Here is a 26,297-nt window from a genome sequence, read left to right on the forward strand (position 1 = left end):
CGGAAGGTCGCCGATGTCCCCACTCATCGTCGGTCTTCCTCAAACTGCTCGGCGCCCTCGACCGGCCGCAGCCACGGCTCGCGGCGCTTGATCCAGAGTTCGTAGCCTGGAACAAGCGGCGTCGGCGCCTCGGACAGGATGCCGAGCTTGATTTCCGCCTCCTCGCCATCGACGGAAAACAGCCGCGAACCGCAGCCGGTGCAGAAATGCCGGCCTTGGAACGCGCCGGTTTCCCCCGAATGTTCGAACTGGCCGGCGGGCCAGATCCCATAGAAGGTGAAGGCCGACCCGCTTTCCTTCCTGCAGTCCATGCAATGACAGATCCCAACGCGAATAGGTTCGTCGCGAACGGCGATGTGCACCTGCCCGCAAAGGCATTGTCCGGAAATTACGGTCATGGCTGATATCCGTTTCAAGGATCTAACGATGCCGAGAAAACGGTCTGGCTCGGGATCTGTTCCCCGGCAAGCTCAAGCGCGGCCTGCAGCCTGTCAGATCACCACGGTCTGATTGTCGCGGGCGGCAAAGGACTCGGGGAAGGCGGACTGCGCCTGCGCTTCCATCTGCGCCAGCTGCTCGTCGGTGCGCGAGGGGGCGTGGTGGAAGAGGGCGAAGCGTTTGGCGCCGGCAATCTTTGCCAGTTCGGTGCCGTGCTGCCAGGTCGAATGGCCGAAGCCCTTGAAACGCTGCATCTCGTCTTCATTGTAGGTGCAGTCGTAGACGACGAGATCGGCATCCTTCATCATCTCCAGCGAGACCGGGTCGTGGCTGCCGGGAATATGCTCGATATCGTAGATCAGAGCGACCGAACGGCCCTGCCATTCGATGCGGTAGCCGATGGCGCCGCCCGGATGGTTGAGCATGAAGGTCTTGATCTCGATGCCTTCGTGCGGCGTCAGCGCCTGACCGGGATGGAAATCGCGGAAGTTCATCGTCGCCTGGCAGATATCGGTTTTAACAGGAAACCAGGGCGGGCTGATGAACTGCTCGACCATTTCGCGCGTGCTCATCTTGCCGTCGAGATGGCCCGACCAGATGTTGACGTTGATCGAGGGATAATAGATCGCCTTGAAAAAGGGCAGGCCGATGATGTGGTCGTAGTGGCAGTGGCTGAAGAACAGGTCGACGTCGCTGACGCCGTCGGCGAGCAACGACAGGCCGGCCTCGCGCAGGCCGGAGCCCGCGTCGAAGATCATCCTGTGTTCTCCGCAGCGAATTTCGATGCAGGAAGTGTTACCGCCGTAGCGGTCGAACTCGGGCCCCGAGACGGGAATACTGCCGCGGACGCCCCAAAATTTAACCTGAAACAGTTCTGTCGTCATCGTTCTTCAAACCGGCCTTCCCGCCCGCCATCGTAAACATAGTTTATCCCGATGCGAAGCAGCAGAATTCCACGGGTTTGCCTGTACCCCCTTTCATTCTCCTAACCGCTAGCGGAAGAAGAAGTAGATTTTCCTAAGCAATCGGCTTTCGCGTCGGAAAGCAACCCGGTATGGTTGGTTTTCGGTAAACGGGCTGCGGGGGCGGGACATTTTCCCGTAAGTCATGCCTATTAGATGGTTGCGCGCGATTGAAAAAACAATTGCCGCCATCTCGGCTCGAATCCGGGTGCCAACCATTTGCGCTAAAACGTTTTTGCGACAGCCTGATACAGCTGCAGGCGCCAGTGCGGCGCGAGCGGATTTTCTCGTCCGCATTGCATGTCGGCAGAAACAACATCCTCTGAGAAAAGTGTGTTCGCTTCCGCGCCAATGTTTCCTTGATCGCCGCCGCCGAAAAGCGATATATCCGACGATAGTGGAAATATAAGAGACTCGGTGATGCTGCAGCCTGTCGTAAACGAGACCATCGCCGAGAGCAGTTACCGGCGCATTCGGGCCGACATCATTTTCGGGCGGCTGGCGCCCGCACAAAAGCTGAAGCTGGAAAGCCTGAAAGAGTCCTACGAGACCAGTATCAGCACGCTGCGGGAGGTGCTGAACCGGCTCTCCTCCGAGGGGCTTGTCGTCGCCGAGGGACAGAAGGGGTTCGAAGTTTCTCCGGTGTCGGTTTCCGACCTCAGGGAGACGGCGGCGATGCGGCTGCTCCTGGAGAGCCATGCCCTGGAGCAGTCATTCGCGCGTGGAGACGTGGAATGGGAGGCGCCGCTGGTCGCGGCCCATTACAAGCTGGCGCGGATGGAGAAGGTCATGGCGTCAGGCGATACCAGCAGGGCCGAGGACTGGAAGCGCTACGACTGGGAGTTCCACCAGGCGCTGATTTCCGCCTGCGGGTCGAAACTGCTGATGCAGACTCACTCGGTGATCTTCGACAAATATCTGCGATATCAGATGGTCGCCCTGTCCTACCGCGGCGACGTCGCCGCCGAAGAACACCAGCAGCTTTTGGATGCGGCCTTGCGGCGGGATGCGGAGACTGCCAAGCGGGTGCTTGCGTTTCATATCGAAGGCGGGGTGGAACACGCGCTCGCCAAAGGGACGCTGAAATAGCCATGCTCAAGCAAGTCCACGACCCGGCCGAAACCGTAAGCGATGTCGTTTTCCGGCAGATCCGCGAGGATATCATATCGGGGGTATTGCCGCCGGGGGCCAAGATCAAGCTGGAGCAGGCCAAGGAGCGCTACTCCATCGGCATTTCGTCGCTGCGCGAAATTCTGAGCCGCCTGACCACGGAGAACCTCGTCGTCGCCGAAGGGCAGCGTGGTTTCGAAGTCAGCCCGGCTTCGCGGCGGGAACTGCTGGAGCTCGCCGACCTGAGGATCGTTCTTGAAACCCATGCGATCGGCCTTGCTTTCGCTGCGGGAAATCTCGAATGGGAGGGGCGCATCGTCGCTGCCCATCACCGGCTGGCCGCCGCCGAGCGCAAGCTGCTGGCCGGCGATATGTCGCGCACGGTCGACTGGGTCCGGTACGATTGGGAGTTCCATCAGGCAATCGTCTCGGCCTGCAATTCGGAGACGCTGATGGCGACCCTGTCCTCCGTCTTCGACCGCTTCCTTCGTTACCATATGCTGGCTGAAAGCTTCCGCGGAAAGCCTGTCGTCGATGACCACCGGCTGTTGTTCGAACTGTCCATTCAACGGGACGTCGCCGGCGCGACCGAGGTGGTCAGACGGCACGTGCAGAGCGGCGTCGCGCATGTGCTGAAGAGCGGCCGCATTCTTTAAATTAGTAAGCGTCTTTTGGAATTCCTTCCGGGCGCATCTGTCTTTTCAGCGCGGCGATGCGGAAGATGGCGTTCGGGGCGCCATAACCGCGATAGCCGCGGCGCTCGACGATCTCGAAAAAGAAACCCTCGCCGTAAGTGCCGCTGTAAAGCTGGAAATATTCACCATGCTCGTCGCGGTCATAGAGGATGTTCTCCGCTTTCAGCCGCTCGGCCATGACGGGATCGAGCCCGAAGCGGGCTTCGACGTCGTCGTAGTAGTTCGGCGAAATATGCAGGGATCTGAAACCGCAGCTGCGAAGTTTTTCGGCGGTTGCGAAGATGTCGTCGGTCGAAAACGCCAGGTGCTGGATGCCGGATCCGAACTTCTCGGCAATGAAATGTCCGGCCAGGGTGCGGCGGTTTTCGGCTCCGTTCATGGTGATGCGCAGCGCCCCCGACTGGTTTTCGACGACCTGGCTGCGGACCACCCCGGCTGGATCGATGATGTCGACCATCGGGGTCTTATGGGTTTCGAAGATCGACGTGTAGAACAGAAGCCAGGTGAGCATTTCATCATAGCCGACCGTCTGGGCGACGTGATCGACGCGGAGAAGGCCGGCAGACGCCGTACCGGTGTCGTCGCTGACCGGGTGAAAGTCGATTTCGGAAAAGCGGCCCAAAGCGCTCTTGTCGTCGATCAGATAGACGATGCCGCCGCCGACGCCCCGAATGGCCGGCAGTTCGAGTTCACCCTCCGCCACCGGTTGGGCGAAGGGCTCGGCATCGAGAGCAAGCGCACGCGCATATGCCTTTGCGGCATCGTCGACGACCAGGGCCATGGCATAGGCAAACGTGCCATGCACGGCGTAGGCCGCGTTGGCAAATCCCGCCTGATCGACATTGACGAGGATGCGGATCTCGCCCTGCTCGAACAGGGAGACCTTCTTGCTGCGGTGGACGGCGGTCTGTCTGAAGCCGAGGGTGCGCAGCAAGGCCACCAGCTCGACCTCATCCTGTTCGTCCGTGGCAAACTCCACGAAGCCGACACCCTTGACGGCGGCCCTTTCCGGCATCGCCGCCCCGGTCATGCTTTGGGTGCCGAGATCGCGGCGCACCTGATCGCCGAGATAGATCAGGGAGCGGTGGCCATCGGCGGCGATCGGCCGCGACAGGCCGCCTCGAAACTGGTCGTTGAAAATCTCCAGGGAGAAATAGCCGTCATAACCGGTGGCGGCGACGGCTTCGGTAAAGGCCGTGACGGGAAGGTCGCCTTCTCCGGGCATATTGCGGAAGTGGCGGCTCCAATAGAGCAGATCCATGTCGATCAGCGGCGCATCGGCAAGTTGGACGATGAAGATTTTCTCTTTGGGAATCGAGCGGATCGAATTGACGTCGATCTTGCGCGACAAGGTGTGGAAACTGTCGAGGATCAGGCCGACATTCGGATGATCGGCGCGCCGCACGATCTCCCAGGCGTCGCGGTGGTCGCTGATATGGCGACCCCAGGCGAGCGCCTCGTAGCCCACTCTCAGTCCGCGCCGGGCGGCACGTTCGCCGAGTTCCCGGAAATCGTCTGCCGCCCGGTCGATGCCGCCGATGGCGGCCGGCGAGACGTTCGAGCATACCAGCACCAGATCCGTTCCAAGCTGCTGCATCACGTCGAACTTCCGTTCGGCGCGATCGAAGGTGCGGCTTCTAAGCGGCTCCGGCATGCCTTCGAAATCACGAAACGGCTGGAACAGCGTGATTTCCAGGCCGTGGTCGCGCACCAGTTTTCCGACATCGGCCGGGCTGCCGTCGAAGGCCAGAAAATCGTTTTCGAAGATTTCGACGCCGTCGAAGCCGGCTCGGGCGATCGCCTCAAGCTTCTCAGGCAGTTCGCCGCTGATCGTCACAGTCGCAATCGAGGTCTTCATATCAAAGCCCTTTCGGCATCCATCGCCCAGCCGCGAAAAATCGCTCTCACCTATTATTGCAAATCTCGTGAGGAATTCAAATAGCTTGATGCATTATAAAATCTCATACGATTTTGAAAAACTCTGTTGATTTACGCGCCCGTCTCTGGCAATCATTCCTCCCACAGTCAAAAGGTGAGGTGGCTGTCCGGTCGAACGACCGCCAAAGAGGAGGAAACCTAATGTTCAAATCTATGCTGACGCGCCGAAACGCGATGCTCGGAGCCGCGGCCCTGGTGGCTGCCGTCACCGTGGCGCAACCGGCCGCTGCCATCACGCCTGACGAAATCAAGGCTCGCGGCAAGATCATCGTCGGAATTCAGGGCGACAACCCGCCGTGGGGCTTTGTGACCAGCGGCGGCAAGCAGGACGGTCTCGACGCCGACATCGCGACGCTGTTCGCCAAGGAGCTTGGCGTTTCCGTCGAGTTCGTGCCGCTCGAGGTCAACAACCGCATTCCGGCGCTGACGGCGGGGCGCGTCGACGTTCTGTTTGCGACCATGGCAATGCTGCCGGATCGCGCCAAGGCCGTGCAGTTCTCCAAGCCCTATGTTGCCAATGCCATCGTCCTGATCGGTCCCAAATCGGCGGAGATCAAGACGAATGCCGATATGGCCAAGTTCAGTGTCGGCGTCGCCAAGGGTGCTGCACAGGACACGCAGGTGACGAAGAACGCGCCTGAAGGCACGACGATCCGCCGCTATGACGGAGACGCTGCGAGCGTCCAGGCCCTGGTGTCCGGCCAGGTCGATACGCTGGGCGGCAACATCTTCTATATGGACCGGGTCAACAAGGCGCGTCCGGGCGAATTCGAAAACAAGCTTGAATTCCAGAAACTCTACAACGGCGCTTGCACGCGTCTCGGCGAGAAGGAAATCAATGCGGCGCTCAACACATTCATCGACAAGATCAAGACAAACGGCGATCTCAAGGCCGTCTACGACAAGTGGATGAAGGTCCCGGTCCCGGAATTCCCGGAGAAGCTGGAAGGCATTCCGTTCGCGGCGAACTGAGCCAAGCGTCGGTTCACGTCGGTGGCTGCCGATTGCCCCTCACCCTAACCCTCTCCCCGTAAACGGGGCGAGGGGACTTGCCCCGCGAGACGCTGGTGAGGGACGGAGAGATTGCGGCTTGGTCCCTTCGCCCCGTTTACGGGGAGAAGGTGGCGGCAGCCGGATGAGGGACAGGCGGCTCTCTTCAGACGAACCTTACCCATGAAGGCGGGCAGCCATGCCCGTCAACGCAACCGCCATGCCAAGGCCCTGAGGTGCGCGACATGACCAGAACCATTTTTGTGCTCAACGGACCGAACCTCAACCTGCTGGGTGAGCGCGAGCCCGCCATCTACGGCTCGACGACGCTGGCCGATATCAGGGAGAAGTGCCTGGCGAAGGCCGACAGTCTCGGCTTTGCCGTCGACTTCCGCCAGACCAATTTCGAGGGCGAGCTGGTGGAAAGCGTGCATCAGGCCCGCAAGGGGGCCTGCGGCATCATCATCAACCCGGCCGGTTATACCTTCACCTCGATCGCCCTCCTCGATGCGCTGAAGATGTTCGATCCGCCGAAGATCGAGCTGCACATCTCGAATGTTCATGCGCGCGAAAGCATCTACCACAATTCGCTGATCTCGCGCGTCGCCACCGCCATCATGATCGGTTTCGGCGCCCGCGGTTATGAGCTTGCCATCGAAGCAATGGCCGACATGGCGGGAGCAGCGAAAGCATGAATTACAAGCTGGATTTCACCCCTGTCATCGATGGGCTGCCGAGCCTTCTGCTCGGTTGTCTCGGGACCTTTCTGCTTGCCATTTGCGGGATGCTGCTGGCGATCGTCATCGGGATCGGCGGCGTTGCCCTGCGCGACTCCGCACTCAAACCCTTGCGGTGGCTGGTCATCGCCTTCGTCGAGCTGATCCGCAACACGCCGTTCCTGGTGCAGATCTTCTTCATCTATTTCGCGCTTCCGCTCGCCGGCATCCGGCTGGATCCGACGCCGACGGCGATCATCGCGCTCGGCATCAACGGCGGCGCCTACGCGATCGAGATCATTCGCGGCGGCGTCCAGTCGATCCCGAAGGGGCAGATGGAAGCCGGCCTGGCGCTTGGCCTGCACAAGGCGCAGGTCTTCCGGCTGATCATCCTCAAGCCGGCGCTGCGGGCGATCTATCCGTCGCTGACCAGCCAGTTCGTGCTGTTGACGCTGACCACCAGCATTGCATCGGCGATCTCGGCCTATGAGCTGACCTCCGTTTCCCAGCGGATCGAATCGGAGAGCTTCCGGAGCTTCGAGGTCTACTTCACGGTCACGCTTTTCTATTTCGTGATTTCCTGGGTGATGATGCGCCTGTTTGCGGCGTTTTCGGCCCGCTACTTCAAATATCCCGTCAAGTAGGAGGAATTCCATGGGTCACGATGAGTTCGTCTTCCTCCTGATCGGCCTGAAATGGACCGTGGTCCTGTCCGCCGTCGGCTTCGTCTGCGGCTGCATTGCCGGGCTCGGCGTCGCTCTCGCCCGCGTCTCGGGCAACCCGCTTCTAGAACGCCTGACCGCCGGCTATATCGCCGTCTTCCAGGGAACGCCGCTTCTGATGCAGCTTTTCGTGGTCTATTACGGCCTGGCCCTGCTCGGACTGATGCTCGATGCCTGGGTGGCCGTCGCCATCGGGCTGACGCTGCATGCCAGCGCCTATCTCGGCGAGATCTGGCGCGGATCGATCGAAGCGGTTCCGCGCGGCCAGACGGAAGCGGCAAAGGCGCTCAGCCTCCGTTACGTCTCCCGCATGAGGGATGTCATCCTGCCGCAGGCGCTGCGCATCTCGCTGCCGGCCACGATCGGCTTCCTCGTGCAGCTGATCAAAGGCACCTCTCTTGCCTCGATCGTCGGCTTCACCGAGCTGACCCGGGCCGGCAACATCATCTCCAACCAGATCTTCCAACCGCTGACGGTCTTCGGCGTTGTCGGCATCCTGTACTTCCTGATGTGCTGCCCGCTGACGATCCTCGGCGCGCGCCTCGAGCGGAAATTCGCCGCTTCGGCGCGCTGATCCGCAGCCTTTTTTCTTCGATGCGGCCTTGGCCGCCAATCCTGGAGTTCTACCGATGACCAGACCCGTTCCCCCCCAACGCGCGGAAGCCATGATCACCATGGCGCAGGTGGAAAAGTGGTACGGCTCGTTTCAAGCCCTTCACGACATCAACATGACGGTTCGCAGCGGCGAGAGGATCGTCCTGTGCGGGCCTTCCGGCAGCGGAAAATCGACGCTCATTCGCTGCATCAACCATCTCGAGACCTACCAGAAAGGCGAAATCCGGGTTGGCGGTATCGTTCTCAGCGATCAGGCCAAGACTGTCGATGCGATCCGCCGTGAGGTCGGCATGGTCTTCCAGCAGTTCAATCTGTTTCCGCATCTGACCGTGCTGCAGAACTGCATGCTGGCGCCGATGAAGGCGATCGGTGTCGGCAGGGCGGAGGCCGAGGAGCGGGCGCGCGGGCTGCTCGAGCGGGTCAAGATCCTGGAACAGGCCGACAAATATCCGGTCCAGCTCTCGGGCGGCCAGCAGCAGCGCGTCGCCATCGCCCGGGCGCTCTGCATGCGGCCGAAAGTGATGCTGTTCGACGAGCCGACCTCGGCGCTCGACCCGGAGATGGTCAAGGAGGTGCTGGATACGATGATCGCGCTGGCCGACGAGGGCATGACGATGATCTGCGTCACCCACGAGATGGGCTTTGCCCGCCAGGTCGCCGATCGGGTGATCTTCATGGCCAGCGGCGCGATCGTCGAGGAAGCTCCGCCCGCCGAATTCTTCACCAACCCGCGGCACGAGCGCACCAGAAAGTTTCTCGGCGAAATCCTGCGGAAATAAGCGGTCTCAAGGCCGATACCTCGTCAAATTCCGGAGCCGATCATGAAGCCATTGAAGATTGCAGTCATGGGGGCCGGCCTGATCGGCAGACGCCATGCCGAGCGCGTCATGTCCGAGCCCGGAACCATTCTCTCCGCCGTGATCGATCCGTCTGCGGTCGGCCGCGACTTTGCCCGCAATGCCGGCATCCCATCCTACGCCTCCTTCCAGGACATTCCCGGCGAGGACAGGCCCGACGGCGTCATCGTGGCAACGCCGAACCAGCTTCACGTCGAGAACGCCATGGAGCTTATCGCCGCCGGCATTCCCGTTCTCATCGAAAAGCCGATCGCCGACGACGTCGACGCTGCCGCAGCGCTCGTTGCCGCCGGCGAGAGGGCAGGCATACCGCTCCTCGTCGGCCATCACCGGCGCCACAACCCGATGATCCAGGCGGCCAAACAGATCGTCGACGGCGGCAGGCTTGGCCGGATCGTCACGGTGCACGGCACCTTCTGGGTCGCCAAGCCCGACAACTATTTCGACATCCCCTGGCGGCGGGAAGCCGGCGCCGGCCCGATCTTCGTCAACCTGATCCATGATGTCGACCTGTTCCGGTTTCTGTTCGGCGAGGTCGAGGCCGTGCATGCGATGGAATCGCACACCGTGCGCCACCACGCCGTCGAGGACACGGCTGTCGTCTCGTTGCGGTTCGCAAACGGCGTTCTCGCCACGCTGACCGGCAGCGATGCGGTGGCCGCACCCTGGAGCTGGGAGGCGACCACCGGCGAGAATCCTGCATTTCCCCTCTATCCCAAACATTGCTACCAGATCGGCGGCACGAAGGGATCGCTCGGCATTCCCGATCTGACGCTTTGGACGAGCACGGCCGAGCCGGATTGGCTGGCGCCGCTTGCCGAGGAGCGCGTGGCTTACGAAGCCGCCGATCCGCTTTGCCGTCAGCTCAGCCATTTCTGCGATGTCATTCGCGGCGATGCCCCGCCGCTCGTGAGCGGGCAGGAAGGCCTTGCCACCCTCGGGGTTGTCGAAGCGATCAAGAGATCGGCGCGCTCGGGGCAGATGATCCACCTCTCTGACGCCGGCGCCTCTGCCGATCCTGAGAAAGTCTAGCCACATGATCACCGGGACGACCAAACTCATCGCGCACCTCGGTTATCCCACCGAGTCCTTCAAGGCGCCTCTGATCTACAATCCGTATTTCGAGAAGAACGGCATCGATGCGGTCGTCGTGCCGATGGGCTGCATGCCGGAGGATTATCCGGCGTTCCTGAAGCTTGTCTTCCGGCTCTCCAATATTCACGGCGCGCTGATCACCATGCCGCACAAGATCGCGACGATGGCGCTGCTCGACGAAACCTCGACCAATGCCAAAGTCGCAGGCTCGTGCAATGCGGTGCGCCTCGATTCGAAGGGCAGGCTGATCGGCGACATGTTCGATGGCGAAGGCTTTGTGCGGGGCGTTCTGCGCAAGGGCAAAAAGGTCGAAGGCGCAAATGCGCTGGTCGTTGGCGCCGGCGGTGTCGGCTCGGCGATCGCGGCATCCCTCGCGAAGGCGGGTGTCGCCCATCTCGCGCTCTTCGACGCCAACGAGACGACCGCCACCGCGCTGCTCGACCGGCTGAAGACACATTATCCCCACCTCCACGTCACGATCGGCTCACTCGATCCGGCCGGCTTCGACATCGTCGTCAACGCGACACCGCTTGGAATGCGGCGGGGCGACCCTCTGCCGATCGACGTCGACCGCATCTCCCCCTCGACCTTCGTCGGCGAGGTGGTGATGAGCAAGGAGATCACCCCGTTCCTGGAGGCGGCCCGGGCGCGCGGCTGCGCCTTTCAGGTCGGCACGGATATGCTGTTCGAACAAATCCCGGCCTATCTCGAATTCTTCGAATTCCCGACAACGACGGCCGACAATCTGCGGGCCATCGCCAAGCTTGGTTGATGCTCGTTTCGCGTGGCTTTAGGCAGTTCCAAGCCGCTTGATATTCCCTGTCAATTCCCCCGCCAGCCGCAGCGAAGCGGCCGTTGCCATCGTCATTTGCGGCAGCAGCAGCCATTCGAGCGTCCAGGCGGCACCGGAGCGTTCCTGTTCATGGACGAGGGACTGGTGGATGCCCGACAGCGCCGTCGCGTTGAAGCGGGCGAGCGCGACCAGGGTTTCGGCGGCGACCGGGTTCTGCTTGTGGGCCATCGCCGACGAGGTGCCGCCGCCTGCGATTTCGATCTCTTCGCCTGCCTGGGCAAGCAGGGCGATATCCTGGCCGATCTTGCCGAGGCTGCCGGAGATCGACGCAAACAGGCCGGCGATATCGGCGATCGGCAGACGGCCGCTCTGCCATTGCCTGGCGTCGGTCAGGCCGAGTTCCTGGGCGAGTGCGGCGCGAACGGTTGCGGCCTGCGGGCCGAGCTTGTCGAGCGTGCCGGCGGCGCCGCCGAACTGAACGGGAAAACTCTGCTCGGTGAGGCGGTCGCGATAGGCCTCCAACGGCGCGCGCCACGCAGTGAGACGGTCGGAGATGGTGATCGGGATCGCCGCCTGCATGCGGGTATGGCCCATCAGCCGGTTGCCGCCGAACTGGCGGTCGAGCCCATCGAGCCCTGCGACGATGGCGGAAAGCCGGCCGGCGAACAGGAAGACCACCGCCTTCAGCCGGATCATCAGGCTGGTATCGATGACATCCTGGCTGGTGGCGCCGAGATGCAGGTTTTTCGCCGCCTCCTCGCCGACTGCGGCGCGCAGCTGCTTGATGAGCTCGGGAACGACAACACCGTCCCGCGCCGTTGCTGCCCGCAGACGGGGCAGATCGGGCGAAAAGCCGGCGCAGATTTCGGCAATCTTTCTTGCCGCTTCCGCTGGGATCAGGCCATGCGCGGCTTCCGCCCTCGCCAGCGCGACCTCGAAGGAGAGCATGGCGCGGATATCGGCCTCGGCGGAGAAATAGGGCGCGATTTCATCGTCGCCGAGCAGGCCGGAGAGAAAGGGGTGGTCGAAGGGCGATGCGGTCATGGATTGCTCGTTTTTGGTGGTGGCCCCCTCATCCGGCTGCCGCCGGGGTCGAGCCGCCGGTCTCGACCCGTCCTTCGGACCCCGAGGGGAGAAGGGATTTGGGGCGGTGTCGGCGCCTATGGGCATGTCATCTCGTCTGGCACATACCCTCTCCCCTCGGGGAGAGGGTAGGGTGAGGGGGCTACGGGCACAAGGCTCTTCGTACAGGCCGCTGGCCAAGCCCCTTCAAATATCCAGAAACACCGTCTCGTTGGCACCCTGCAGATGGATGTCGAATTGGCAGGTGGCGCCGTCGCGGGTGGCGATCATGGTGGCGACACGCTCGCGATGTTCGATGCGGGCAAGCAGCGGGTCGGCGGCATTGGCCTCCGTCTCCTCCGGGAAATACATGCGCGTGTGCAGGCCGATATTGATGCCGCGGGCGACGATCCAGACGGTGATGTGCGGGGCTTGACTGCGGCCGTCCTTGAAGGGGACACGGCCGGGTTTGATGGTGTCGAAGCTGTAGACGCCGTCTTCACTGCGGGTCGGGCAGCGGCCCCAGCCGGTGAAATTGGGATCGGCGGTGCCGCGCATTTCCGACGGGCTGTTGTAGAGGCCGGCGCTGTCGGCCTGCCAGATCTCGATAACGGCATCACGCACCAGCGCGCCGGCGCCGTCGAGGATGCGGCCGGTAACGGTGATGCGTTCGCCGAGCGTCTTGTCGTTGACCATCCGGGTGCCGAGATCACTGTCGTAGACGCCCGTTATGTCGCAGAAATTCGGCGTCAGGCCGATATGGACATAGGGGCCGGCCGTCTGCGACGGGGTTTCCTTGAGGTAGCCGAGCTGCTGCATGATCAGTTGCCCTCCAGCCTGTTTTCGAACATCGTCGAGCGGCGGCCGCGCAGCACGATGTCGAATTTATAGGCGCGTGAATCCATCGGGATGGTGTTGCCCCAGTCGAGCGGCGCGATCAGCTGTTCGATCGCCGCCTTGTCGGGGATGGTGCCGACGATCGGACATTTCCAGATCATCGGGTCGCCCTCGAAATACATCTGGGTGATCAGCCGCTGGGCAAAGCCATGGCCGAAAATCGAGAAATGGATATGGGCCGGGCGCCAGTCGTTGACGCCGTTCGGCCAGGGATAGGCGCCGGGCCGCACCGTGCGGAAATGATAGCGGCCTTCCTCATCGGTGATTGCGCGGCCGCAGCCGCCGAAATTCGGGTCGATCGCCGCGAGATAGCTTTCCTTCTTGTGGCGATAGCGGCCGCCGGCATTGGCCTGCCAGAATTCGACCAGCGCGCCGGCAACCGGTTTTGCCCGCTCGTCCAGCACCCGGCCATGGACGATGATGCGCTCGCCGATGGCGCTTTCGCCGGGCTGCGCATAATTCAGGATCAGGTCGTTGTCGAGATCGCCGATCATCGAATGGCCGAAGACCGGGCCTGTCGTCTCCGAGATCGTGCCGTCGAGCGAGAGCAGCGCGCGCTGCGGCGCCCGCAGCACAGAGGTTTTGTAGCCGGGGGTCAGAGCCGGCGCGTGCCAGGCGCGGTCGCGGGCGAAGAAGGCGCCGGTCTCCGGCTTGCGGTTGACTAATTCGGACATTTTCCTCCCTCAGGCCGCCTTTTCGGCGTCCATTTGTTCAAAGGCCTGCTTGGCGATCTTGATCGCATGATTGGCGGCGGGAACGCCGGCATAGATCGCCACATGCAGGAGCGCCTCGCAGACATCCTCGCGGGTCGCACCTGTGTTGGCGGTGGCGCGCACATGCATGGCGACCTCGTCGTCCTGCCCGAGTGCCGCGAGCAGCGCGATGGTGACGATCGAGCGCTCGCGTTTGCTTAGCCCCGGGCGCGACCAGACATGGCCCCAGGCGGCTTCGGTGATCAGTTCCTGGAAGGGCCGGTCGAACTCGGTTGCCGCGGCCGCAGCACGGTCGACATGGGCGTCGCCGAGCACGGCGCGGCGGGTCGCCATGCCCTGCCGGTAGCGCTCGGAGGCGGTCTCGTTCATCGGTTGGTTCCTCCAGCAGGAAGAGATGTCAGGAAGGTGCGGATGATCGCCGTCAGCGCTTCCGGCTGCTCGACACAGGGAATATGGGCGCAATCCGGGATGACCTCGTAATGGGCGCCCGGGATGAGCTTCGCTGTGGAAAGCACGAGATCGGGCGGCGTCGAGCCGTCCTGGTCGCCGACGATGCAGATTGTGGGGACAGCGATCCTCTTGGCCGCTCCGGTGAAATCGGCATCGCGGATCGCTTCGCAGGTGGCGATATAACCCTCGACCGGCTGGCGCGTCAGCATGTTGCAATAGCCTGAATAGGCGGTGTTCTCGGGCCGGCGGAAGGCAGGCGTGAACCAGCGCTCCATGATGGCGTCGACAATGCTGGCGATGCCGTTTTTCTCGACCGCGGCGATGCGGGCGTTCCAGCTTTCCGCCGTGCCGATCTTAGGGGCGGTGTCGCTGAGAATGAGCGCGCCGACGAGATCCGGCCGGCGCTGATAGAGCGACTGGGCGATAAGACCGCCGACGGAGAGGCCGCAGATGACCGCATTCTTGACCGAGAGCAGATCGAGCAGGCCGGCGAGATCGGTGGCATGGTCCTCGATCGATGCGGGCAGCTGGCCGACATCGGAAAGCCCGTGGCCGCGCTTGTCGTAAAGCACGATGGCGAAGTCGCCGGCAAGCCGCACCACGACGTCGCGCCAGATGCGGAAATCCGTTCCGAGCGAGTTGATGAAGACGATCACCGGCCGGTCGGCGGGCGCGCCGATGACCTGATAGTGGATCGTCACGTCGTTTATGCTGGCGAACTGCACGTCATGTCCTCATCAAGTTGGCTCAGCCGAGGGGCCGGCATTGTTTGGTTCCGCTGGCGGGAGCGCGACAACGCCGCGATGGCTCTGTCCGTCCCTCCATTCTCCGTCATGCTCGGGCTTGACCCGAGCATCCACGCGGCCCCCACCGGCAGCCGGGGCATGGATCCTCGGGTCAAGCCCGAGGATGACAGAGAGTGGGGGAGGCGCCCCTCACAAATTGCACGTCACTGCCATCTTCATCAGGTCAGTTCCGCCGGCAAGCGCGTTTCCGACACGGGCGTCAAACGCCGCGAATGGCTCTGTCCGTCTCTCCACCCTCCGTCATGCTCGGGCTTGACCCGAGCATCCACGCGGCATCCACCAGCCGCCGCGGCATGGATCCTCGGCTCAGGGCCGAGGATGACAGAGTACGGGTAGGCTTCTCGCCAAACTCGCCCATCCAATCAGAAATACTCCGACAGCAAAATTGACCGGTTGATCCGGTTAAGTAAAATGATATTTATCAGCCTTTCGATAACCCAGGAGTTATGCGAGCGATGATCGACAGCCGCGTCAAGTTTCGCCATCTGCAGACCTTTGTCGAGGTGGCGCGGCAGAAGAGTGTCATGAAGGCGGCTGAGTTGCTGCATGTCAGCCAGCCGGCGGTGACGAAGACGATCCGCGAGTTGGAGCAGGCGCTGGGTGTCGACGTCTTCGAGCGCGACGGCCGCGGCATCAAGATCACCCGGTACGGCGAGGTCTTTCTGCGGCACGCCGGGGCGGCGCTGACGGCTTTGCGCCAGGGTCTCGATTCCGTCTCGCAGGAGCAGTTTGCCGATGCGCCACCGATCCGCATCGGCGCCCTGCCGACGGTGTCGTCGCGCATCATGCCGCGGGCGATGGAGCTCTTTCTCAAAGAACAGACCTGGAGCCGGGTGAAGATCGTCACCGGCGAGAATGCCGTGCTGCTGGAGCAGCTTCGCGTCGGCGATCTCGACATGGTCGTCGGACGTCTGGCGGGTGCGGAGAAGATGGCGGGTTTTTCCTTCGAGCATCTTTATTCCGAGCAGGTGGTGTTTGCCGTGCGCGCCGGTCATCCGCTGCTCGACGCCGGGCAATCGCCCTTCTCAGGTTTCGGCGATTACACGGTGCTGATGCCGACGCGGGGTTCGATCATCCGGCCGGTGGTCGAAAACTTCCTCATCGCCAACGGCGTCTCCAGCCTGCCGAACCAGATCGAGACGGTGTCGGATTCCTTCGGCCGGGCTTTCCTGCGCTCGAGCGATGCGATCTGGATCATTTCCAACGGCGTGGTTGCCGATGACGTCGCCGACGGGCGGCTGGCGCTGCTGCCGGTCGATACCGGCGAGACCAGAGGCCCGGTCGGCTTGACGATGCGCGCCGATGCCGTGCCGTCGGCGCCGCAATCGATCCTGATGCAGACGATCCGCGAGGCGGCAGGAGAGGTTTCCTGATATAATGGAGGTGGGCCGATGGAGGGTCAAAAGAAGAATCTCGGCAGGCGGGCGACCGAGGCGACGGTGAAATTCGTCGCCGTGCTCGCGGTGATGATCTTCGTCGCTGCAGGTTCGCTGTCCTATTGGCAGGGCTGGCTGTTCTTTCTCAATTTCTCCGCCTGGATCGTTTCGACGACAGCCTATTTCCTGAAATATGACCGCGCCTTGCTGGAACAGCGGCTGCATGTCGGGCCGGCCGCGGAGCGGGAGCCGGCACAGAAGCGTATTCAGCTTTTCAACGGCATCGTGCTGATTGCGCTCTTCATCGGCTCGGCGCTAGATTATCGGTTCGGCGGCTCGGCCGTTCCGGCGTCGGTTGTGATTTTCGGCAACATCCTGGTCGCAGCAGGCTTTTACGGCTGCTTCCTGGTCCTGCGGCAGAACAACTTCGCCTCGGCGACGGTCGAGATCCGCAGGGATCAGCGGGTCATTTCGAGCGGGCTCTACAGCATCATGCGTCATCCGATGTATGCGGCGGCGCTTGTGCTCTTCATGGGCATACCGCTGTCGCTCGGCTCGTATTGGGGCTTGCTTGCCATCCCTCCTGCCTTAGGCGGACTCGTCGCGCGGCTGCTGGACGAGGAGAAGCATTTGGTAAGAGACCTGCCGGGTTATGCCGAATACCGCCGCAAGGTCCGCTACCGGCTACTGCCTGGTTTATGGTGACGCCCGAACCGGCAATCGGAAATGGCAACCTCTTGAAATCTGGTTGATGTATGCCCAGATTTGGACTATGTCTAAGTCGAGACTGGAGGCTGTTATGCAGCATGCACGACGCAGGGAGCAACGGGAAAGCCTGGGGCCACAGCGACTGGACACAGAGCGGTTTGCTCCGGCAAGCCGCAAGAGGTTGAGCGCCCCTGCGCTACGAACCTTCCTGGCGATCGCCGATCTCTGGCGGCTGAGCGAAGAGCAGCGGCTGCTTGTGCTCGGCTATCCCTCCCGGTCGACCTATCACAACTGGGCCAAGCAGGCGCGCGAGCACGGAGCCTTCACGCTCGATGCCGATACGCTGACCCGCATTTCAGCCGTGCTCGGCATCCATCAGGCGCTCGGCGTGCTGTTTGCCGACGAACGCGCCGGCGTCGCCTGGCTGCGCATGCCGCATCAGGCGCCGGTTTTCGGCGGCCATCCACCGCTCGATATCGTCACCAACGGAACCCAGGACGGGTTGATGACCGTGCGCCGCTTTCTCGATGGCGCCCGCGGCGGCGTCTATATGCAGCCGAACAAGCTCGACGAGGCCTTCACGCCTTACGAAGATGCGGACATCGTCTTCCGGTGAGTGACCGTTTTGTCGAGGCGCCGCGTCCCTCCTGCCGGCTGATCCCATCGCAATTTCCGCCGATCGGGCTTTTCGACACGGTGACGCGGGCGGCCGACCTCGAAGCCGTGATGGAACTCGTCGGCTGGACCAATGATCGCCTCGTCGCCGACCGCATCCAGCGGCTTCCCAGGGATGAATGGGTTTACGGCACTGCGAATGCCAGCATCGTCATGGCCGCCTTCCTGCATGTCGCCCCCGGCGGCATGCGCTTCAACGGCCCCGATCTCGGCGCCTGGTATGCCGCCGACAATCTGAAGACAGCCGCCGCCGAGGTCGGCCATCATCTCCGGCGCGAGGCTGTCGCGCGCGGAGTGGCGACGATGGCGCGCACCTATCGAAGTTATTCGGCCATCCTGATCGGCGACTATCTCGACATTCGCGGCGAACAGGCGCTGCGGCCCGACGTCTATGACGGCGCGAGCTATGCGGTGTCGCAGATTTTGGGTGAGCAGGTGCGTTCGAGCGGCGGCGCCGGCATTCTCTATGACAGCGTCCGGCTGAGAGGCGGGGTGAACATCGCCGCGCACCGGCCGCGCAACATTCGCGATGTGGTGCAGGCAGACCACTTCGAAATCACCGTCTCCCCCACCGACCGTCGCATCGATGTCAGGAAGCTTGCAAGCTAGAGGCGTTCCGCCCAGGCCCTGGCCGCTTTCGCCATCGTGGCAAGGTGATCGGCAGCCGAAAAACCCGAGATCGTCTTGCGCGGCTTGAGGTCGTGGTCGCCGTCCTCGAGCCAGAGGATCTCGATCCTGTCGGAGAGATCATAGCCTGGCACCTCGTCGCGGGTGCCGAATTCATCGCGGGTCCCCTGGCAGATCAGCGCGGGCGTCGCGAGCCCGGTGAGATGGCCGGTGCGCAGCTTCTCCGGCTGGCCGGGCGGATGGAAGGGATAGCCGAGGCAGAGCAGCCCGGCGATTTTTCCCCTGCGATAGAGATCGTCGGCGATCATGCTGGCGACCCGGCCGCCCATCGACTTGCCGCCGATGATCAGCGGACCATCGGCACCGAGCGCGGTTATCGCCGCCTCATATTCGGGATTGAGCGTTTCGGCCCGCGGTGGCGGCTTGCGGCCCTCCGCCGTGCGTCGCGCCGCCATATAGGCGAATTCGAAACGGGCCACACGGAAACCGACCGTGGCGAGCGCCTCCGCCGCCGATGTCATCGATGCCGAATCCATCGGCGCGCCGGCGCCATGCGCCAGCAGAATGGTGAAGCGGGCATCACGGGGGCCTTGAAGGAGAAACCTGTCAGACATCGGCAAAACTGTCCCTTGAAAGTCAGGCCTGAAGGGTCCATATACGGCTCCTGCCTGAAAAATGGATGCGCGCGGTATCGACGTCGTCGAACTGTTCGCTGTCCGACAGGATAAGGGCGCTCCCCGCAAGGGTCGAGCGCCCTTTTTGCTTTTCGGATATCGGCTGGACTAGAGCCTTTCCTGGTTAGATTGAAGCATTCTGTTGGCTCAAACGGAGTCGGATGGTCGACCGGCCGGCGCGCGTCGTAGCCCAGCTCTACGGCCAAGCCGGCCGGTCGATCAGCCGGCCCGTTTCAGCCAACCCTCCCGCAGATTTGCCTGGCAAATCTGCAAGACTTGGGAATCGCCGGACGCACTGATCGCTTCGCCGTGGCGAAGCGGTGCGGCCGGTGGGCCGGGCATCTCTAGCCAGGATCAAAGGCGATCGGCTCGGACGTACCAAGAGGTATGTCCTTCGCCAATCGCCTTTGCCCTGACGAAAACCTGCTCCGGCAGAATGCTTCAATCTAACCAGGAAAGGCTCTAACGGCCTTGGGTTCATGCTGGTGCGATGGGGATCAACTCCCACCATACTCTATATAGCACTTCGGAATCCCGAAATTGGCTGCACCGTTGAAATCGCTGCATATTTTCCTGCGGCGACGACGCTGAAAACGCGTCGGATTTCGGAATCCCGAAGCGGGGGGATTTCGGGATTCCGAAGTGGGATTTTTTTCGCCCCGCCGTTTTCTCGCTGAGCAGGATTATCCCATCTCCCGGGTGCTCGCCGTCAGAAAGTCGATGAAGGTGCGGACCTTGGCGGAGAGATATTTGCGGCTCGGATAGACGGCGTAAAGTGTGCTGTTGAAACCGAGTGTGATGGCGGGAAGCACGATTTCCAGGCGGCCGGCTTCGATATCCTGCTCGGCCATCCATGCCGGCAGGAAGGCGAGGCCCATGCCGCGCAGGGCCGCGAGATGCATAATTGTCTCATTGTCGCTGAGCATCACGGTGCGGAAGGTGATCTTGTGTGGCCCGTCCGGACCTTCCAGCGACATGCTTTCCCCGAGGTTGACGCCGGAGTAGCGAAGCAATGCATGGCCGTTGAGTTCGGCGACGTTCTGAGGCCGTCCGGTTCGCGCGAGATAGTCCGGCGAGGCCATGAGACGAAACTGCACATTCGTCAGTGGGCGGGCGACGAGACCGGGATCGAGCCGGTCCTGCGACGTTGCCCGCAGCGCAAGATCGAAACCTTCGTCAACCAGGTTCACCAGCCGGCCGCTGAGATCCAAGTCCAGGCAGACATCGGGGTAGCGCCGGTTATAGGCTGCCAGCATGTCTGTAAAACAGCCGGTTGCCGCCCAAACCGGCGCACTCAATTTCAGGGTACCGCGGGGCGCCACCGTCACATTGCCGATGGCGTCTTCCACCTCGTCCAGCCGTTCGAGCATCTCCCTGGTCTGGTTGAAATAAAGCCGCCCGGTCTCCGTCAGGCTGACATGGCGGCTGGTTCGGTTGAGCAGCCGCGTTCCCAGCCGGTTCTCGAGCTGCATCACATGCTTGCTCGCCATTGCCGGTGAAACGCCAAGGCGATCGGCGGCAGCAGTGAAGCTTTTCAGTTCGGCGACGGTGCAGAACACCCGCAGGCTCATCAACGCGTCCATTGATCATCAACATCCAGGAAATGGTTCTTCAATATCCGCCACATTGATCAATAACAGAGAAAAAATCAAAATCTTCCCATCGAAGCACCGCCCCATGCTCGTGGCAATGATGCGAAGGACAATTCCGGTGACAAATTCCAGACTCCCGACCTATTTCGTCAGCCATGGCGGCGGCCCCTGGCCCTATATGACAGGTGAATTCCGCCGCAATTTCGATGTGCTCGAACAGTCGCTGGTCGACATGCGCGCCGAACTCGGTGATGCGCCGAAGGCGATCCTCGTGGTCTCGGGTCACTGGGAAGAGGATGGTTTTGCCATATCGTCGGGCGTCAAGCCGGGCATGGTCTACGATTATTACGGCTTTCCCGAACACCTCTATCACATCACCTACAATGCCCCCGGTTCGCCCGATCTCGCAAACCGCGTGCGGCATCTGCTGCGGGCGAGCGGCATCGGAGCGGCGCTCGATCCGACCCGCGGTTACGATCACGGCACTTTCAGCATCATGAAGCCGCTCTATCCGGAAGAGAACATCCCCGTCGTGCAGCTTTCGCTGGATGCGGGTTACGATCCGGCGCTGCACATCAGCGTCGGCCGGGCACTTGCGCCGTTGCGTGACGAGGGCGTCCTGATCATCGGCAGCGGTCTCAGCTATCACAACCTTTCGGCGATGCGCGGCACGGGCGGATATGAGCCGTCCCGCCGCTTCGACGCCTGGCTTCAGGAAACGCTGGTTCACACGGCCTGCGACAAGCGCACCGAGCGGCTGATCGACTGGCAGCAGGCGCCGGCTGCGCGGGCGGCGCATCCGCGCGAAGACCATCTCATCCCGCTGATGGTGGTGGTCGGCGCCGCCGAGAACGAAGCCGGCGCCACCACCTATCACCAGAAGGACTTCGCCGGCGGGCTCGCCGCATCGAGCTTCCGTTTCGGCCGCGTGCCCTCGAAATCACATGAATATGCGCAATGACCAGCGAAACCTTCAAGCCGATCGTCTACCTCAAGGAAAACTGCCCCTTCTGCCTCAAGGTTCGCCTCTTCCTTCTGGAATCGGGTCTGGCATCGGACGTGGAAAGCCGCGATTTCGTTCCTGGAACCGAGCAGGAAGAGAAGATCCGGGCGGAGCTGTCGCCGCATCTCGACAGAGTGAGCTTTCCTTCGGCGCAGCTCGAGCCCGGCCGCTACGTCACCGAATCCGACGATATCATTGTATTTTTTGCAGCGAAGGTCGGCCGCGATCCGGCGGGCATGACGGTTTACCGGAACTATGTCGATGGGGTCTTCGCCATGTCGATGAAGCTCTGGAAAGAAAACCAGGAACTGAAGAAGGCGGCCTCCGCCGCCTGACCTCCCATCAACCTCTTTGGACAAACTCGATGATCAATACCGGCAAATGGACGCCATACGTCCTCGCACTTCTGCGCATCATGGCGGCGCTGCTCTTCCTCGAACATGCCACCATGAAGTTTCTGCAGTTTCCGGGTCCGATTCAAGGCGTACCCTATCCGCTGCCCGCCCTCCTGCTGATTGCAGGCGCAATCGAGGTGATCACCTCTGCTCTGATGCTCGTCGGATTTCAAACGCGCATCGCAGCATTCATCGCTTCGGGCGAAATGGCTGCCGCCTATTTCATGGGCCATATGCCGTATGGCTTCTGGCCGGCGCTGAACATGGGCGAAGGCGCCATCCTGTTCTGCTTCATCTTCCTCTATATCGCCTTTGCCGGCGGCGGTGCCTGGACGCTCGACAACACGCGTCGTCCCGCCACGGCCTGAGACGGCGCCATCCGGAAATCGCCTATGCCCGGCTGCCGGGCGGCAATTGGGCATAGGCGCAACGAAACGCTGAAATTCTGGAGACGCCATGAAAGCGGCACTTCTCAAATCCTACGGTGATGTCGACCAGTTCGAAATCGCGGACCTTCCGGCGCCGAAGCCCGGACCGGGCGAAGTCCTGATCAAGATCGAGGCATCCGCCGTCAACCCTTTCGATCTCATTCTCCGCCAGGGCTTCATGGCCCAGTATATCCCGCTTCCGCTGCCGGCCGTGCTCGGCGGTGACGCCGCCGGCACCATCTCGGCCCTCGGCGAAGGCGTGACCGGTTTTGCGGTCGGCGAGCGGGTCGTCGCCGATTTTGCCGCAAACGGCAAAGGCGCCCATGCAGAGTATGGTGTCGTTCCCTCGACATCCATCGCAAGGCTGCCCGCCGCACTCGGCTTCGAGCAGGGCGCCTCGCTGGTCAAGGCAGGTCTTACCGGCCGGCAGACCGTCGAAGCGCTCGGCGTCAAGGCCGGCGACCGGGTTCTGGTTTCCGGCGGCCTCGGCACGGTCGGACGGTCCGCCATCCAATACCTCAAGCAGATCGGCGCCCAGCCGGTTGCCGGCGTCCGGCCCGAGCGCCTCAACGAAGGCCGGGGGCTGGCGGGCGAAGCGCTCGACATCACGGTTCCCGCCGCAAGCTCGAACTTCGACTATGCGATCAGCACGGCCGGCCCGGTGGCCGGCAACCTCATCGGTCATGTCCGCGACGGTGGCACCGTTGCGAGCATCGTTCCGGTGCCGGAAGGCGCCAATGCCGCAGGCCGCGTTATCGTCCGTGAACTCTACCACCGCACCGACGCGGCCATGCTCGAGGCTATTCTGGCGTCCGCCGCCAGCGGTGAGCTGGCGATCCCGATTTCCCACACCTTCACGCTGGAGCAGATCGGCCTTGCCCAGAACGCGGTTGCGGCAGGGGCTCCCGGCAAGGTCGTTCTCAAACACTGAAAGATAGAGACGCGGCCCCGCGGCGCGTAAACCCCATCGACCGGCACGACGTTCTTCATGCCGGCCGTCTCGGCCGCTTGTGCAGTTTTTCTGTTCCGCTGCTCCTCAAAGGCGGATTTTTCCTGTCGCCCCTGTCGGTTTTCGCATCCTCCGATCGTCATGCCAACGATGTGCTAGAATTCCCTTTGCGGCTTCAGCGCGTCCTTGGGCGCGTCAGAGACGCGCGGCAACAGAAGGAGGACATGTCATGGATAACCAGCATCTGGTTCCTGCAGCCGTGCTTGCGGCAAAGAATGGCGTCCGGTTTCCCAATGAGACCGAGGAATATCGTAGCGCCCGCGACGCGCTGCTCGCCGAAGAGATCGAATTGCGCCGGCACATCGAGCGTGTCGCGAGGCAGCGGCGGGCGCTGCCGCCGGGCGGCGAAGTCAAGAAGGATTATCGCTTCGAAGGCGTCGGCGGGCCGATCTCGCTCAGCGAGCTCTTCGCGGATAAGCAGACGCTGATCGTTTACAGCTACATGTTCGGCCCCCAACGCGAGCGCCCGTGCCCGATGTGCACCTCGCTGCTGTCGGCCTGGGACGGCGAAGTGCGCGACATCCAGCAGCGCGCCGCCCTTGTGGTCGTTGCCCGCTCGCCGATCGGAAAGCTGCTCGCCTTCAAGAAGGAGCGCGGCTGGCATCACCTGCCGCTCTATTCCGACCTGACCGATGAATACAGCCGTGATTATCACGCGGTCGGCAGGGACGGCGGCGATGGCGCTGCCTTCAACGTCTTCACGCGGCGCGACGGGACCATCCGCCACTTCTGGAGCCAGGAAATGGGCGACGTCACCTCCGATCCCGGCGAGGACCCTCGCGGCGCGCCCGACCTGATGCCGCTCTGGACCCTGATCGACACGACGCCGGAAGGCCGGGCACCGGACTGGTATCCGAAGCTGTCCTATTGAGTTTGACGGACCCATCGACAGGAGCTGGCGAGGGACAGCTGTGTCTTCCCAGCAAGGCGGTATTTTCACTCAAGCAAAAAAAGGGGAGCACCCGTGGCGCTCCCCAATTGGGAGAGAATGGAGTGCCTCCCCGGGATCAAATAGGCTGTCAGGCACATGTCTCGCTGAGCCGGTCTGTTCAAACGAAGAGAGGTTTTGCTCCGTTTTCATGATCGAGGAGCCATCGTTTGCGCGAAAGGCCGCTCCCATACCCGGTCAAAGAGGCATCGGATCCGATCACCCTATGGCAGGGGACGACGATGTTTATGAAGTTCGCTCCATTCGCCGCGCCCACTGCCCGGGTACCGGCCGGGTTCCCGACGCGGCGGGCAAGCTCGGCGTAGCTGATCGTTGAACCAGGCGGAATCAGACAAAGTTGCTCCCACACCTTGATCTGAAATGGGGTTCCGATTGTTTTCACGCGTACGTTTGCAAGGGCGTTGAGGTCACCATCAAAATAGGCCTCCAGGGCTTCGTGGGACGGGCTTCGCTGGTTGCTGGCTCGGTTTATCAAGCCGTCGATGCCGAAATGGCGGATCAAAAGCTTGTTCATCCGCTCCGACAGATCTTCCCAATCCGCCAGACGAAGTGTCCCGTCTTCCTCGCTGAAAAGGAAGAGGGTTCCGATCGGTGTGCGCAGATGCTCGGTGATAAGCGTCACTTTTTTCACTGCACCGCCATGTGAGTTCGCCGGCCTCATGCTTTGATTTCCCGCACATTCGGGAGGAAAATGGTGAGGATGCCGATCGCCGGAAGGAAGGCGGAGATATCGAATACGAAAACGATGCCCTTCCAGTCAGCCAATGCGCCAAGCATCGCCGCGCCGATACCACCGATCCCGAAAATGAATCCGAAGAACAGCCCGGAAACCATTCCAACCCGGCCTGGCATCAGCTCCTGCCCATAGACAACGATCGCCGGAAACGCGGAGGCGAGCACGAAACCTATGATGGCGCTCAAGGCAACGGTCGGGACAAGACCCACGTGCGGAAGAACCAGGGTGAAGGGAAGAACCCCTAGAATGGAAACCCAGATCACCAGTTTCCGGCCGAGCCTGTCGCCGATCGGCCCGCCAGCGATCGTGCCGGCCGCGACCGCACCGAAGAACACAAACTGGTAAAGCTGTGCGTCCCGAGTGCTCAAGCCGAACTTTTCCATCAGGTAGAAGATGTAGTAGCTCGTGAAGGCGGCGAGGTAGATGTATTTCGAAAACAGCAGAGCGATCAGCACCGCCATGACGACCAACACCTTTTTTCGGGAAAGGGTCGAATGTCGAACAACAGCGCCAGATTTCGGGCGTTCCGCGTGGCCATTCTGTTTGTACCAACGTCCCAGAGCCGTCAGGATAATCATGCCTGCCAACGCGGCCAGAGCGAACCACGCAAGGCCGTCTTGCCCGCGCGGAAGGATGATGAAGGCCGCCGCGAGCGGGCCGACAGCTGACCCGAAATTGCCGCCGACTTGAAACAGGGATTGTGCCAGGCCGTGCGATCCACCTGAAGCCAGACGAGCTATCCGCGAGGTCTCCGGATGAAAGATCGATGAGCCAAGCCCCAGCAACACCCCGCCCGCAAGCAGCACCTCGTAGCTTGGGGCATAGGCAAGGGTGATGAGGCCCAACATGGAAGATGCCATCCCGACCGGGAGTGAATACGGCATAGGCCGCCGATCCGTGTATGCCCCAATGAACGGCTGCAGAATTGACGCTGTCAGGTTGTAAATGAGGGTCAGAATTCCGATTTGCGCGAACGAAAGCGTAAAATTGCTTTGCAAGATCGGGTAAACCGCAGGCAGCAGGGCCTGCATCATGTCATTTAGAAAATGACATAAGCTGGCTGCACCCAGAACCGAGAAAACTGCCGTTTCGGCTTTAATGGGCGGCGGTGACGCAGCAATCGACATTTCGACAACCTCGATGCGGAAAAGTGGAGCGGGTTGCCCCATCGTGCATTCCAGATTAAGGCTCTGTTCGCTGCCCATCCACCGATATTGGGCCGCAATATTACGAGAATGGGCCACGGCATGCGCAGTCCTCGCATCG

The 26,297-nt window shown here is 62.1% G+C and carries 30 protein-coding genes; 18 read left to right on the forward strand and 12 right to left on the reverse strand.

The window, feature by feature from the left end; genetic code table 11:
* Window positions 1-23: 23 nt before the first annotated feature.
* Complete coding sequence (locus tag BBJ66_RS11745; protein ID WP_071087120.1) at window positions 24-398, reverse strand: GFA family protein; 375 nt, start codon at window positions 396-398, stop codon at window positions 24-26.
* Window positions 399-491: 93 nt separating this feature from the next.
* Window positions 492-1,322, reverse strand: a complete 831-nt coding sequence (locus tag BBJ66_RS11750) for an MBL fold metallo-hydrolase (protein WP_071087122.1) — start codon at window positions 1,320-1,322, stop codon at window positions 492-494.
* A gap of 498 nt (window positions 1,323-1,820) precedes the next feature.
* On the opposite strand from BBJ66_RS11750, the gene BBJ66_RS11755 reads away from it, so the two are divergent.
* Both BBJ66_RS11755 and BBJ66_RS11760 read left to right on the forward strand, forming a co-directional pair.
* On the forward strand, window positions 1,821-2,489 hold the full coding sequence (locus BBJ66_RS11755) for a GntR family transcriptional regulator (RefSeq protein ID WP_049732592.1): 669 nt from the start codon (window positions 1,821-1,823) through the stop codon (window positions 2,487-2,489).
* Window positions 2,490-2,491: 2 nt separating this feature from the next.
* Window positions 2,492-3,166, forward strand: a complete 675-nt coding sequence (locus BBJ66_RS11760) for a GntR family transcriptional regulator (protein ID WP_010067919.1) — start codon at window positions 2,492-2,494, stop codon at window positions 3,164-3,166.
* A 1-nt stretch (window position 3,167) separates the two neighbouring features.
* Here the strand turns inward: BBJ66_RS11760 and BBJ66_RS11765 are convergent, their stop codons facing one another.
* Window positions 3,168-5,063, reverse strand: coding sequence for a bifunctional sugar phosphate isomerase/epimerase/4-hydroxyphenylpyruvate dioxygenase family protein (locus BBJ66_RS11765; RefSeq protein ID WP_071087124.1), 1,896 nt, complete (start codon window positions 5,061-5,063; stop codon window positions 3,168-3,170).
* A 221-nt stretch (window positions 5,064-5,284) separates the two neighbouring features.
* Here BBJ66_RS11765 and BBJ66_RS11770 point away from each other — a divergent pair, with 221 nt between their 5' ends.
* From BBJ66_RS11770 to BBJ66_RS11800, 7 genes are all read left to right on the forward strand, one after another.
* Window positions 5,285-6,115, forward strand: coding sequence for a transporter substrate-binding domain-containing protein (locus tag BBJ66_RS11770; RefSeq protein WP_071087126.1), 831 nt, complete (start codon window positions 5,285-5,287; stop codon window positions 6,113-6,115).
* Between the two features lie 263 nt (window positions 6,116-6,378).
* A complete protein-coding gene (locus BBJ66_RS11775) occupies window positions 6,379-6,828 on the forward strand; it encodes a type II 3-dehydroquinate dehydratase (RefSeq protein ID WP_049732510.1) in 450 nt (149 codons plus the stop codon).
* The gene (locus BBJ66_RS11780; RefSeq protein WP_049732511.1) at window positions 6,825-7,493 is read left to right on the forward strand and encodes an amino acid ABC transporter permease; all 669 of its coding nucleotides are present in this window, start codon (window positions 6,825-6,827) and stop codon (window positions 7,491-7,493) included. Before BBJ66_RS11775 ends, BBJ66_RS11780 begins: the two co-directional genes overlap by 4 nt.
* Before the next feature lie 10 nt (window positions 7,494-7,503).
* On the forward strand, window positions 7,504-8,145 hold the full coding sequence (locus BBJ66_RS11785) for an amino acid ABC transporter permease (RefSeq protein ID WP_071087128.1): 642 nt from the start codon (window positions 7,504-7,506) through the stop codon (window positions 8,143-8,145).
* Between the two features lie 55 nt (window positions 8,146-8,200).
* Complete coding sequence (locus BBJ66_RS11790; RefSeq protein ID WP_049732513.1) at window positions 8,201-8,965, forward strand: amino acid ABC transporter ATP-binding protein; 765 nt, start codon at window positions 8,201-8,203, stop codon at window positions 8,963-8,965.
* A gap of 42 nt (window positions 8,966-9,007) precedes the next feature.
* Complete coding sequence (locus tag BBJ66_RS11795) at window positions 9,008-10,075, forward strand: Gfo/Idh/MocA family protein (RefSeq protein WP_071087130.1); 1,068 nt, start codon at window positions 9,008-9,010, stop codon at window positions 10,073-10,075.
* Between the two features lie 4 nt (window positions 10,076-10,079).
* Window positions 10,080-10,910, forward strand: a complete 831-nt coding sequence (locus BBJ66_RS11800; RefSeq protein WP_071087132.1) for a shikimate dehydrogenase family protein — start codon at window positions 10,080-10,082, stop codon at window positions 10,908-10,910.
* 18 nt (window positions 10,911-10,928) lie between these two features.
* On the opposite strand, the gene BBJ66_RS11805 is transcribed toward BBJ66_RS11800, so the two are convergent.
* The 5 genes from BBJ66_RS11805 to pcaD all read right to left on the reverse strand — a co-directional run bounded on the left by BBJ66_RS11805 (window position 10,929) and on the right by pcaD (window position 14,778).
* Window positions 10,929-11,975, reverse strand: coding sequence for a 3-carboxy-cis,cis-muconate cycloisomerase (locus BBJ66_RS11805; RefSeq protein WP_071087134.1), 1,047 nt, complete (start codon window positions 11,973-11,975; stop codon window positions 10,929-10,931).
* A 225-nt stretch (window positions 11,976-12,200) separates the two neighbouring features.
* Complete coding sequence (gene pcaG, locus BBJ66_RS11810) at window positions 12,201-12,812, reverse strand: protocatechuate 3,4-dioxygenase subunit alpha (RefSeq protein WP_071087136.1); 612 nt, start codon at window positions 12,810-12,812, stop codon at window positions 12,201-12,203.
* A gap of 2 nt (window positions 12,813-12,814) precedes the next feature.
* Entirely contained in the window at window positions 12,815-13,564 is a 750-nt protein-coding gene (pcaH, locus tag BBJ66_RS11815; RefSeq protein WP_071087138.1) for a protocatechuate 3,4-dioxygenase subunit beta, read from the reverse strand.
* 9 nt (window positions 13,565-13,573) lie between these two features.
* On the reverse strand, window positions 13,574-13,972 hold the full coding sequence (gene pcaC, locus BBJ66_RS11820; RefSeq protein WP_049732519.1) for a 4-carboxymuconolactone decarboxylase: 399 nt from the start codon (window positions 13,970-13,972) through the stop codon (window positions 13,574-13,576).
* Entirely contained in the window at window positions 13,969-14,778 is an 810-nt protein-coding gene (pcaD, locus tag BBJ66_RS11825; protein ID WP_071087140.1) for a 3-oxoadipate enol-lactonase, read from the reverse strand. The genes pcaC and pcaD overlap by 4 nt, the downstream gene beginning before the upstream one ends.
* A 536-nt stretch (window positions 14,779-15,314) precedes the next feature.
* Between pcaD and pcaQ the strand changes: the two genes are divergently transcribed.
* From pcaQ to BBJ66_RS11845, 4 genes are all read left to right on the forward strand, one after another.
* Complete coding sequence (pcaQ, locus tag BBJ66_RS11830) at window positions 15,315-16,232, forward strand: pca operon transcription factor PcaQ (protein ID WP_049732521.1); 918 nt, start codon at window positions 15,315-15,317, stop codon at window positions 16,230-16,232.
* Between the two features lie 18 nt (window positions 16,233-16,250).
* Complete coding sequence (locus BBJ66_RS11835; RefSeq protein WP_071087142.1) at window positions 16,251-16,940, forward strand: methyltransferase family protein; 690 nt, start codon at window positions 16,251-16,253, stop codon at window positions 16,938-16,940.
* Window positions 16,941-17,034: 94 nt separating this feature from the next.
* Window positions 17,035-17,559 carry an MbcA/ParS/Xre antitoxin family protein gene (locus BBJ66_RS11840; RefSeq protein WP_071087144.1) on the forward strand — a complete coding sequence of 175 codons (525 nt, stop codon included), beginning with the start codon at window positions 17,035-17,037 and terminating at the stop codon, window positions 17,557-17,559.
* Window positions 17,556-18,227 (forward strand): RES family NAD+ phosphorylase, encoded by a 672-nt coding sequence (locus BBJ66_RS11845; RefSeq protein ID WP_071087146.1) that lies wholly within the window; start codon window positions 17,556-17,558, stop codon window positions 18,225-18,227. The genes BBJ66_RS11840 and BBJ66_RS11845 overlap by 4 nt, the downstream gene beginning before the upstream one ends.
* Here BBJ66_RS11845 and BBJ66_RS11850 read toward each other — a convergent pair.
* Both BBJ66_RS11850 and BBJ66_RS11855 read right to left on the reverse strand, forming a co-directional pair.
* Entirely contained in the window at window positions 18,224-18,859 is a 636-nt protein-coding gene (locus BBJ66_RS11850; RefSeq protein WP_071087148.1) for an alpha/beta hydrolase family protein, read from the reverse strand. The genes BBJ66_RS11845 and BBJ66_RS11850 overlap by 4 nt on opposite strands.
* A 743-nt stretch (window positions 18,860-19,602) precedes the next feature.
* Window positions 19,603-20,502, reverse strand: coding sequence for a LysR family transcriptional regulator (locus BBJ66_RS11855; RefSeq protein WP_071087150.1), 900 nt, complete (start codon window positions 20,500-20,502; stop codon window positions 19,603-19,605).
* A gap of 127 nt (window positions 20,503-20,629) precedes the next feature.
* Here BBJ66_RS11855 and BBJ66_RS11860 point away from each other — a divergent pair, with 127 nt between their 5' ends.
* From BBJ66_RS11860 to BBJ66_RS11880, 5 genes are all read left to right on the forward strand, one after another.
* Entirely contained in the window at window positions 20,630-21,472 is an 843-nt protein-coding gene (locus BBJ66_RS11860) for a DODA-type extradiol aromatic ring-opening family dioxygenase (RefSeq protein WP_116429629.1), read from the forward strand.
* Window positions 21,469-21,849, forward strand: coding sequence for a glutathione S-transferase N-terminal domain-containing protein (locus tag BBJ66_RS11865; protein WP_071087152.1), 381 nt, complete (start codon window positions 21,469-21,471; stop codon window positions 21,847-21,849). Before BBJ66_RS11860 ends, BBJ66_RS11865 begins: the two co-directional genes overlap by 4 nt.
* A 29-nt stretch (window positions 21,850-21,878) precedes the next feature.
* Window positions 21,879-22,277, forward strand: a complete 399-nt coding sequence (locus BBJ66_RS11870) for a DoxX family protein (RefSeq protein WP_071087153.1) — start codon at window positions 21,879-21,881, stop codon at window positions 22,275-22,277.
* 88 nt (window positions 22,278-22,365) lie between these two features.
* Window positions 22,366-23,268, forward strand: coding sequence for an NADP-dependent oxidoreductase (locus BBJ66_RS11875; protein ID WP_071087154.1), 903 nt, complete (start codon window positions 22,366-22,368; stop codon window positions 23,266-23,268).
* Between the two features lie 247 nt (window positions 23,269-23,515).
* Window positions 23,516-24,217 carry a DUF899 family protein gene (locus tag BBJ66_RS11880; protein WP_071087156.1) on the forward strand — a complete coding sequence of 234 codons (702 nt, stop codon included), beginning with the start codon at window positions 23,516-23,518 and terminating at the stop codon, window positions 24,215-24,217.
* 178 nt (window positions 24,218-24,395) lie between these two features.
* On the opposite strand, the gene BBJ66_RS11885 is transcribed toward BBJ66_RS11880, so the two are convergent.
* Entirely contained in the window at window positions 24,396-24,956 is a 561-nt protein-coding gene (locus BBJ66_RS11885) for a methylated-DNA--[protein]-cysteine S-methyltransferase (RefSeq protein WP_083335552.1), read from the reverse strand.
* Entirely contained in the window at window positions 24,953-26,158 is a 1,206-nt protein-coding gene (locus tag BBJ66_RS11890; RefSeq protein ID WP_071087198.1) for an MFS transporter, read from the reverse strand. Before BBJ66_RS11890 ends, BBJ66_RS11885 begins: the two co-directional genes overlap by 4 nt.
* Window positions 26,159-26,297: the final 139 nt, after the last annotated feature.

The organism is Rhizobium sp. RSm-3, from assembly GCF_001854685.1.
GTDB lineage: Bacteria > Pseudomonadota > Alphaproteobacteria > Rhizobiales > Rhizobiaceae > Rhizobium > Rhizobium ecuadorense.

Coding starts and splice junctions, on each gene's coding strand:
- BBJ66_RS11745 (WP_071087120.1), bottom strand. CDS start 398: ATGACCGTAATTTCCGGACAATGCCTTTGCGGGCAGGTGCACATCGCC.
- BBJ66_RS11750 (WP_071087122.1), bottom strand. CDS start 1,322: ATGACGACAGAACTGTTTCAGGTTAAATTTTGGGGCGTCCGCGGCAGT.
- BBJ66_RS11755 (WP_049732592.1), top strand. CDS start 1,821: ATGCTGCAGCCTGTCGTAAACGAGACCATCGCCGAGAGCAGTTACCGG.
- BBJ66_RS11760 (WP_010067919.1), top strand. CDS start 2,492: ATGCTCAAGCAAGTCCACGACCCGGCCGAAACCGTAAGCGATGTCGTT.
- BBJ66_RS11765 (WP_071087124.1), bottom strand. CDS start 5,063: ATGAAGACCTCGATTGCGACTGTGACGATCAGCGGCGAACTGCCTGAG.
- BBJ66_RS11770 (WP_071087126.1), top strand. CDS start 5,285: ATGTTCAAATCTATGCTGACGCGCCGAAACGCGATGCTCGGAGCCGCG.
- BBJ66_RS11775 (WP_049732510.1), top strand. CDS start 6,379: ATGACCAGAACCATTTTTGTGCTCAACGGACCGAACCTCAACCTGCTG.
- BBJ66_RS11780 (WP_049732511.1), top strand. CDS start 6,825: ATGAATTACAAGCTGGATTTCACCCCTGTCATCGATGGGCTGCCGAGC.
- BBJ66_RS11785 (WP_071087128.1), top strand. CDS start 7,504: ATGGGTCACGATGAGTTCGTCTTCCTCCTGATCGGCCTGAAATGGACC.
- BBJ66_RS11790 (WP_049732513.1), top strand. CDS start 8,201: ATGACCAGACCCGTTCCCCCCCAACGCGCGGAAGCCATGATCACCATG.
- BBJ66_RS11795 (WP_071087130.1), top strand. CDS start 9,008: ATGAAGCCATTGAAGATTGCAGTCATGGGGGCCGGCCTGATCGGCAGA.
- BBJ66_RS11800 (WP_071087132.1), top strand. CDS start 10,080: ATGATCACCGGGACGACCAAACTCATCGCGCACCTCGGTTATCCCACC.
- BBJ66_RS11805 (WP_071087134.1), bottom strand. CDS start 11,975: ATGACCGCATCGCCCTTCGACCACCCCTTTCTCTCCGGCCTGCTCGGC.
- pcaG (WP_071087136.1), bottom strand. CDS start 12,812: ATGCAGCAGCTCGGCTACCTCAAGGAAACCCCGTCGCAGACGGCCGGC.
- pcaH (WP_071087138.1), bottom strand. CDS start 13,564: ATGTCCGAATTAGTCAACCGCAAGCCGGAGACCGGCGCCTTCTTCGCC.
- pcaC (WP_049732519.1), bottom strand. CDS start 13,972: ATGAACGAGACCGCCTCCGAGCGCTACCGGCAGGGCATGGCGACCCGC.
- pcaQ (WP_049732521.1), top strand. CDS start 15,315: ATGATCGACAGCCGCGTCAAGTTTCGCCATCTGCAGACCTTTGTCGAG.
- BBJ66_RS11835 (WP_071087142.1), top strand. CDS start 16,251: ATGGAGGGTCAAAAGAAGAATCTCGGCAGGCGGGCGACCGAGGCGACG.
- BBJ66_RS11840 (WP_071087144.1), top strand. CDS start 17,035: ATGCAGCATGCACGACGCAGGGAGCAACGGGAAAGCCTGGGGCCACAG.
- BBJ66_RS11850 (WP_071087148.1), bottom strand. CDS start 18,859: ATGTCTGACAGGTTTCTCCTTCAAGGCCCCCGTGATGCCCGCTTCACC.
- BBJ66_RS11855 (WP_071087150.1), bottom strand. CDS start 20,502: ATGGACGCGTTGATGAGCCTGCGGGTGTTCTGCACCGTCGCCGAACTG.
- BBJ66_RS11865 (WP_071087152.1), top strand. CDS start 21,469: ATGACCAGCGAAACCTTCAAGCCGATCGTCTACCTCAAGGAAAACTGC.
- BBJ66_RS11870 (WP_071087153.1), top strand. CDS start 21,879: ATGATCAATACCGGCAAATGGACGCCATACGTCCTCGCACTTCTGCGC.
- BBJ66_RS11875 (WP_071087154.1), top strand. CDS start 22,366: ATGAAAGCGGCACTTCTCAAATCCTACGGTGATGTCGACCAGTTCGAA.
- BBJ66_RS11880 (WP_071087156.1), top strand. CDS start 23,516: ATGGATAACCAGCATCTGGTTCCTGCAGCCGTGCTTGCGGCAAAGAAT.
- BBJ66_RS11885 (WP_083335552.1), bottom strand. CDS start 24,956: ATGAGGCCGGCGAACTCACATGGCGGTGCAGTGAAAAAAGTGACGCTT.
- BBJ66_RS11890 (WP_071087198.1), bottom strand. CDS start 26,158: ATGTCGATTGCTGCGTCACCGCCGCCCATTAAAGCCGAAACGGCAGTT.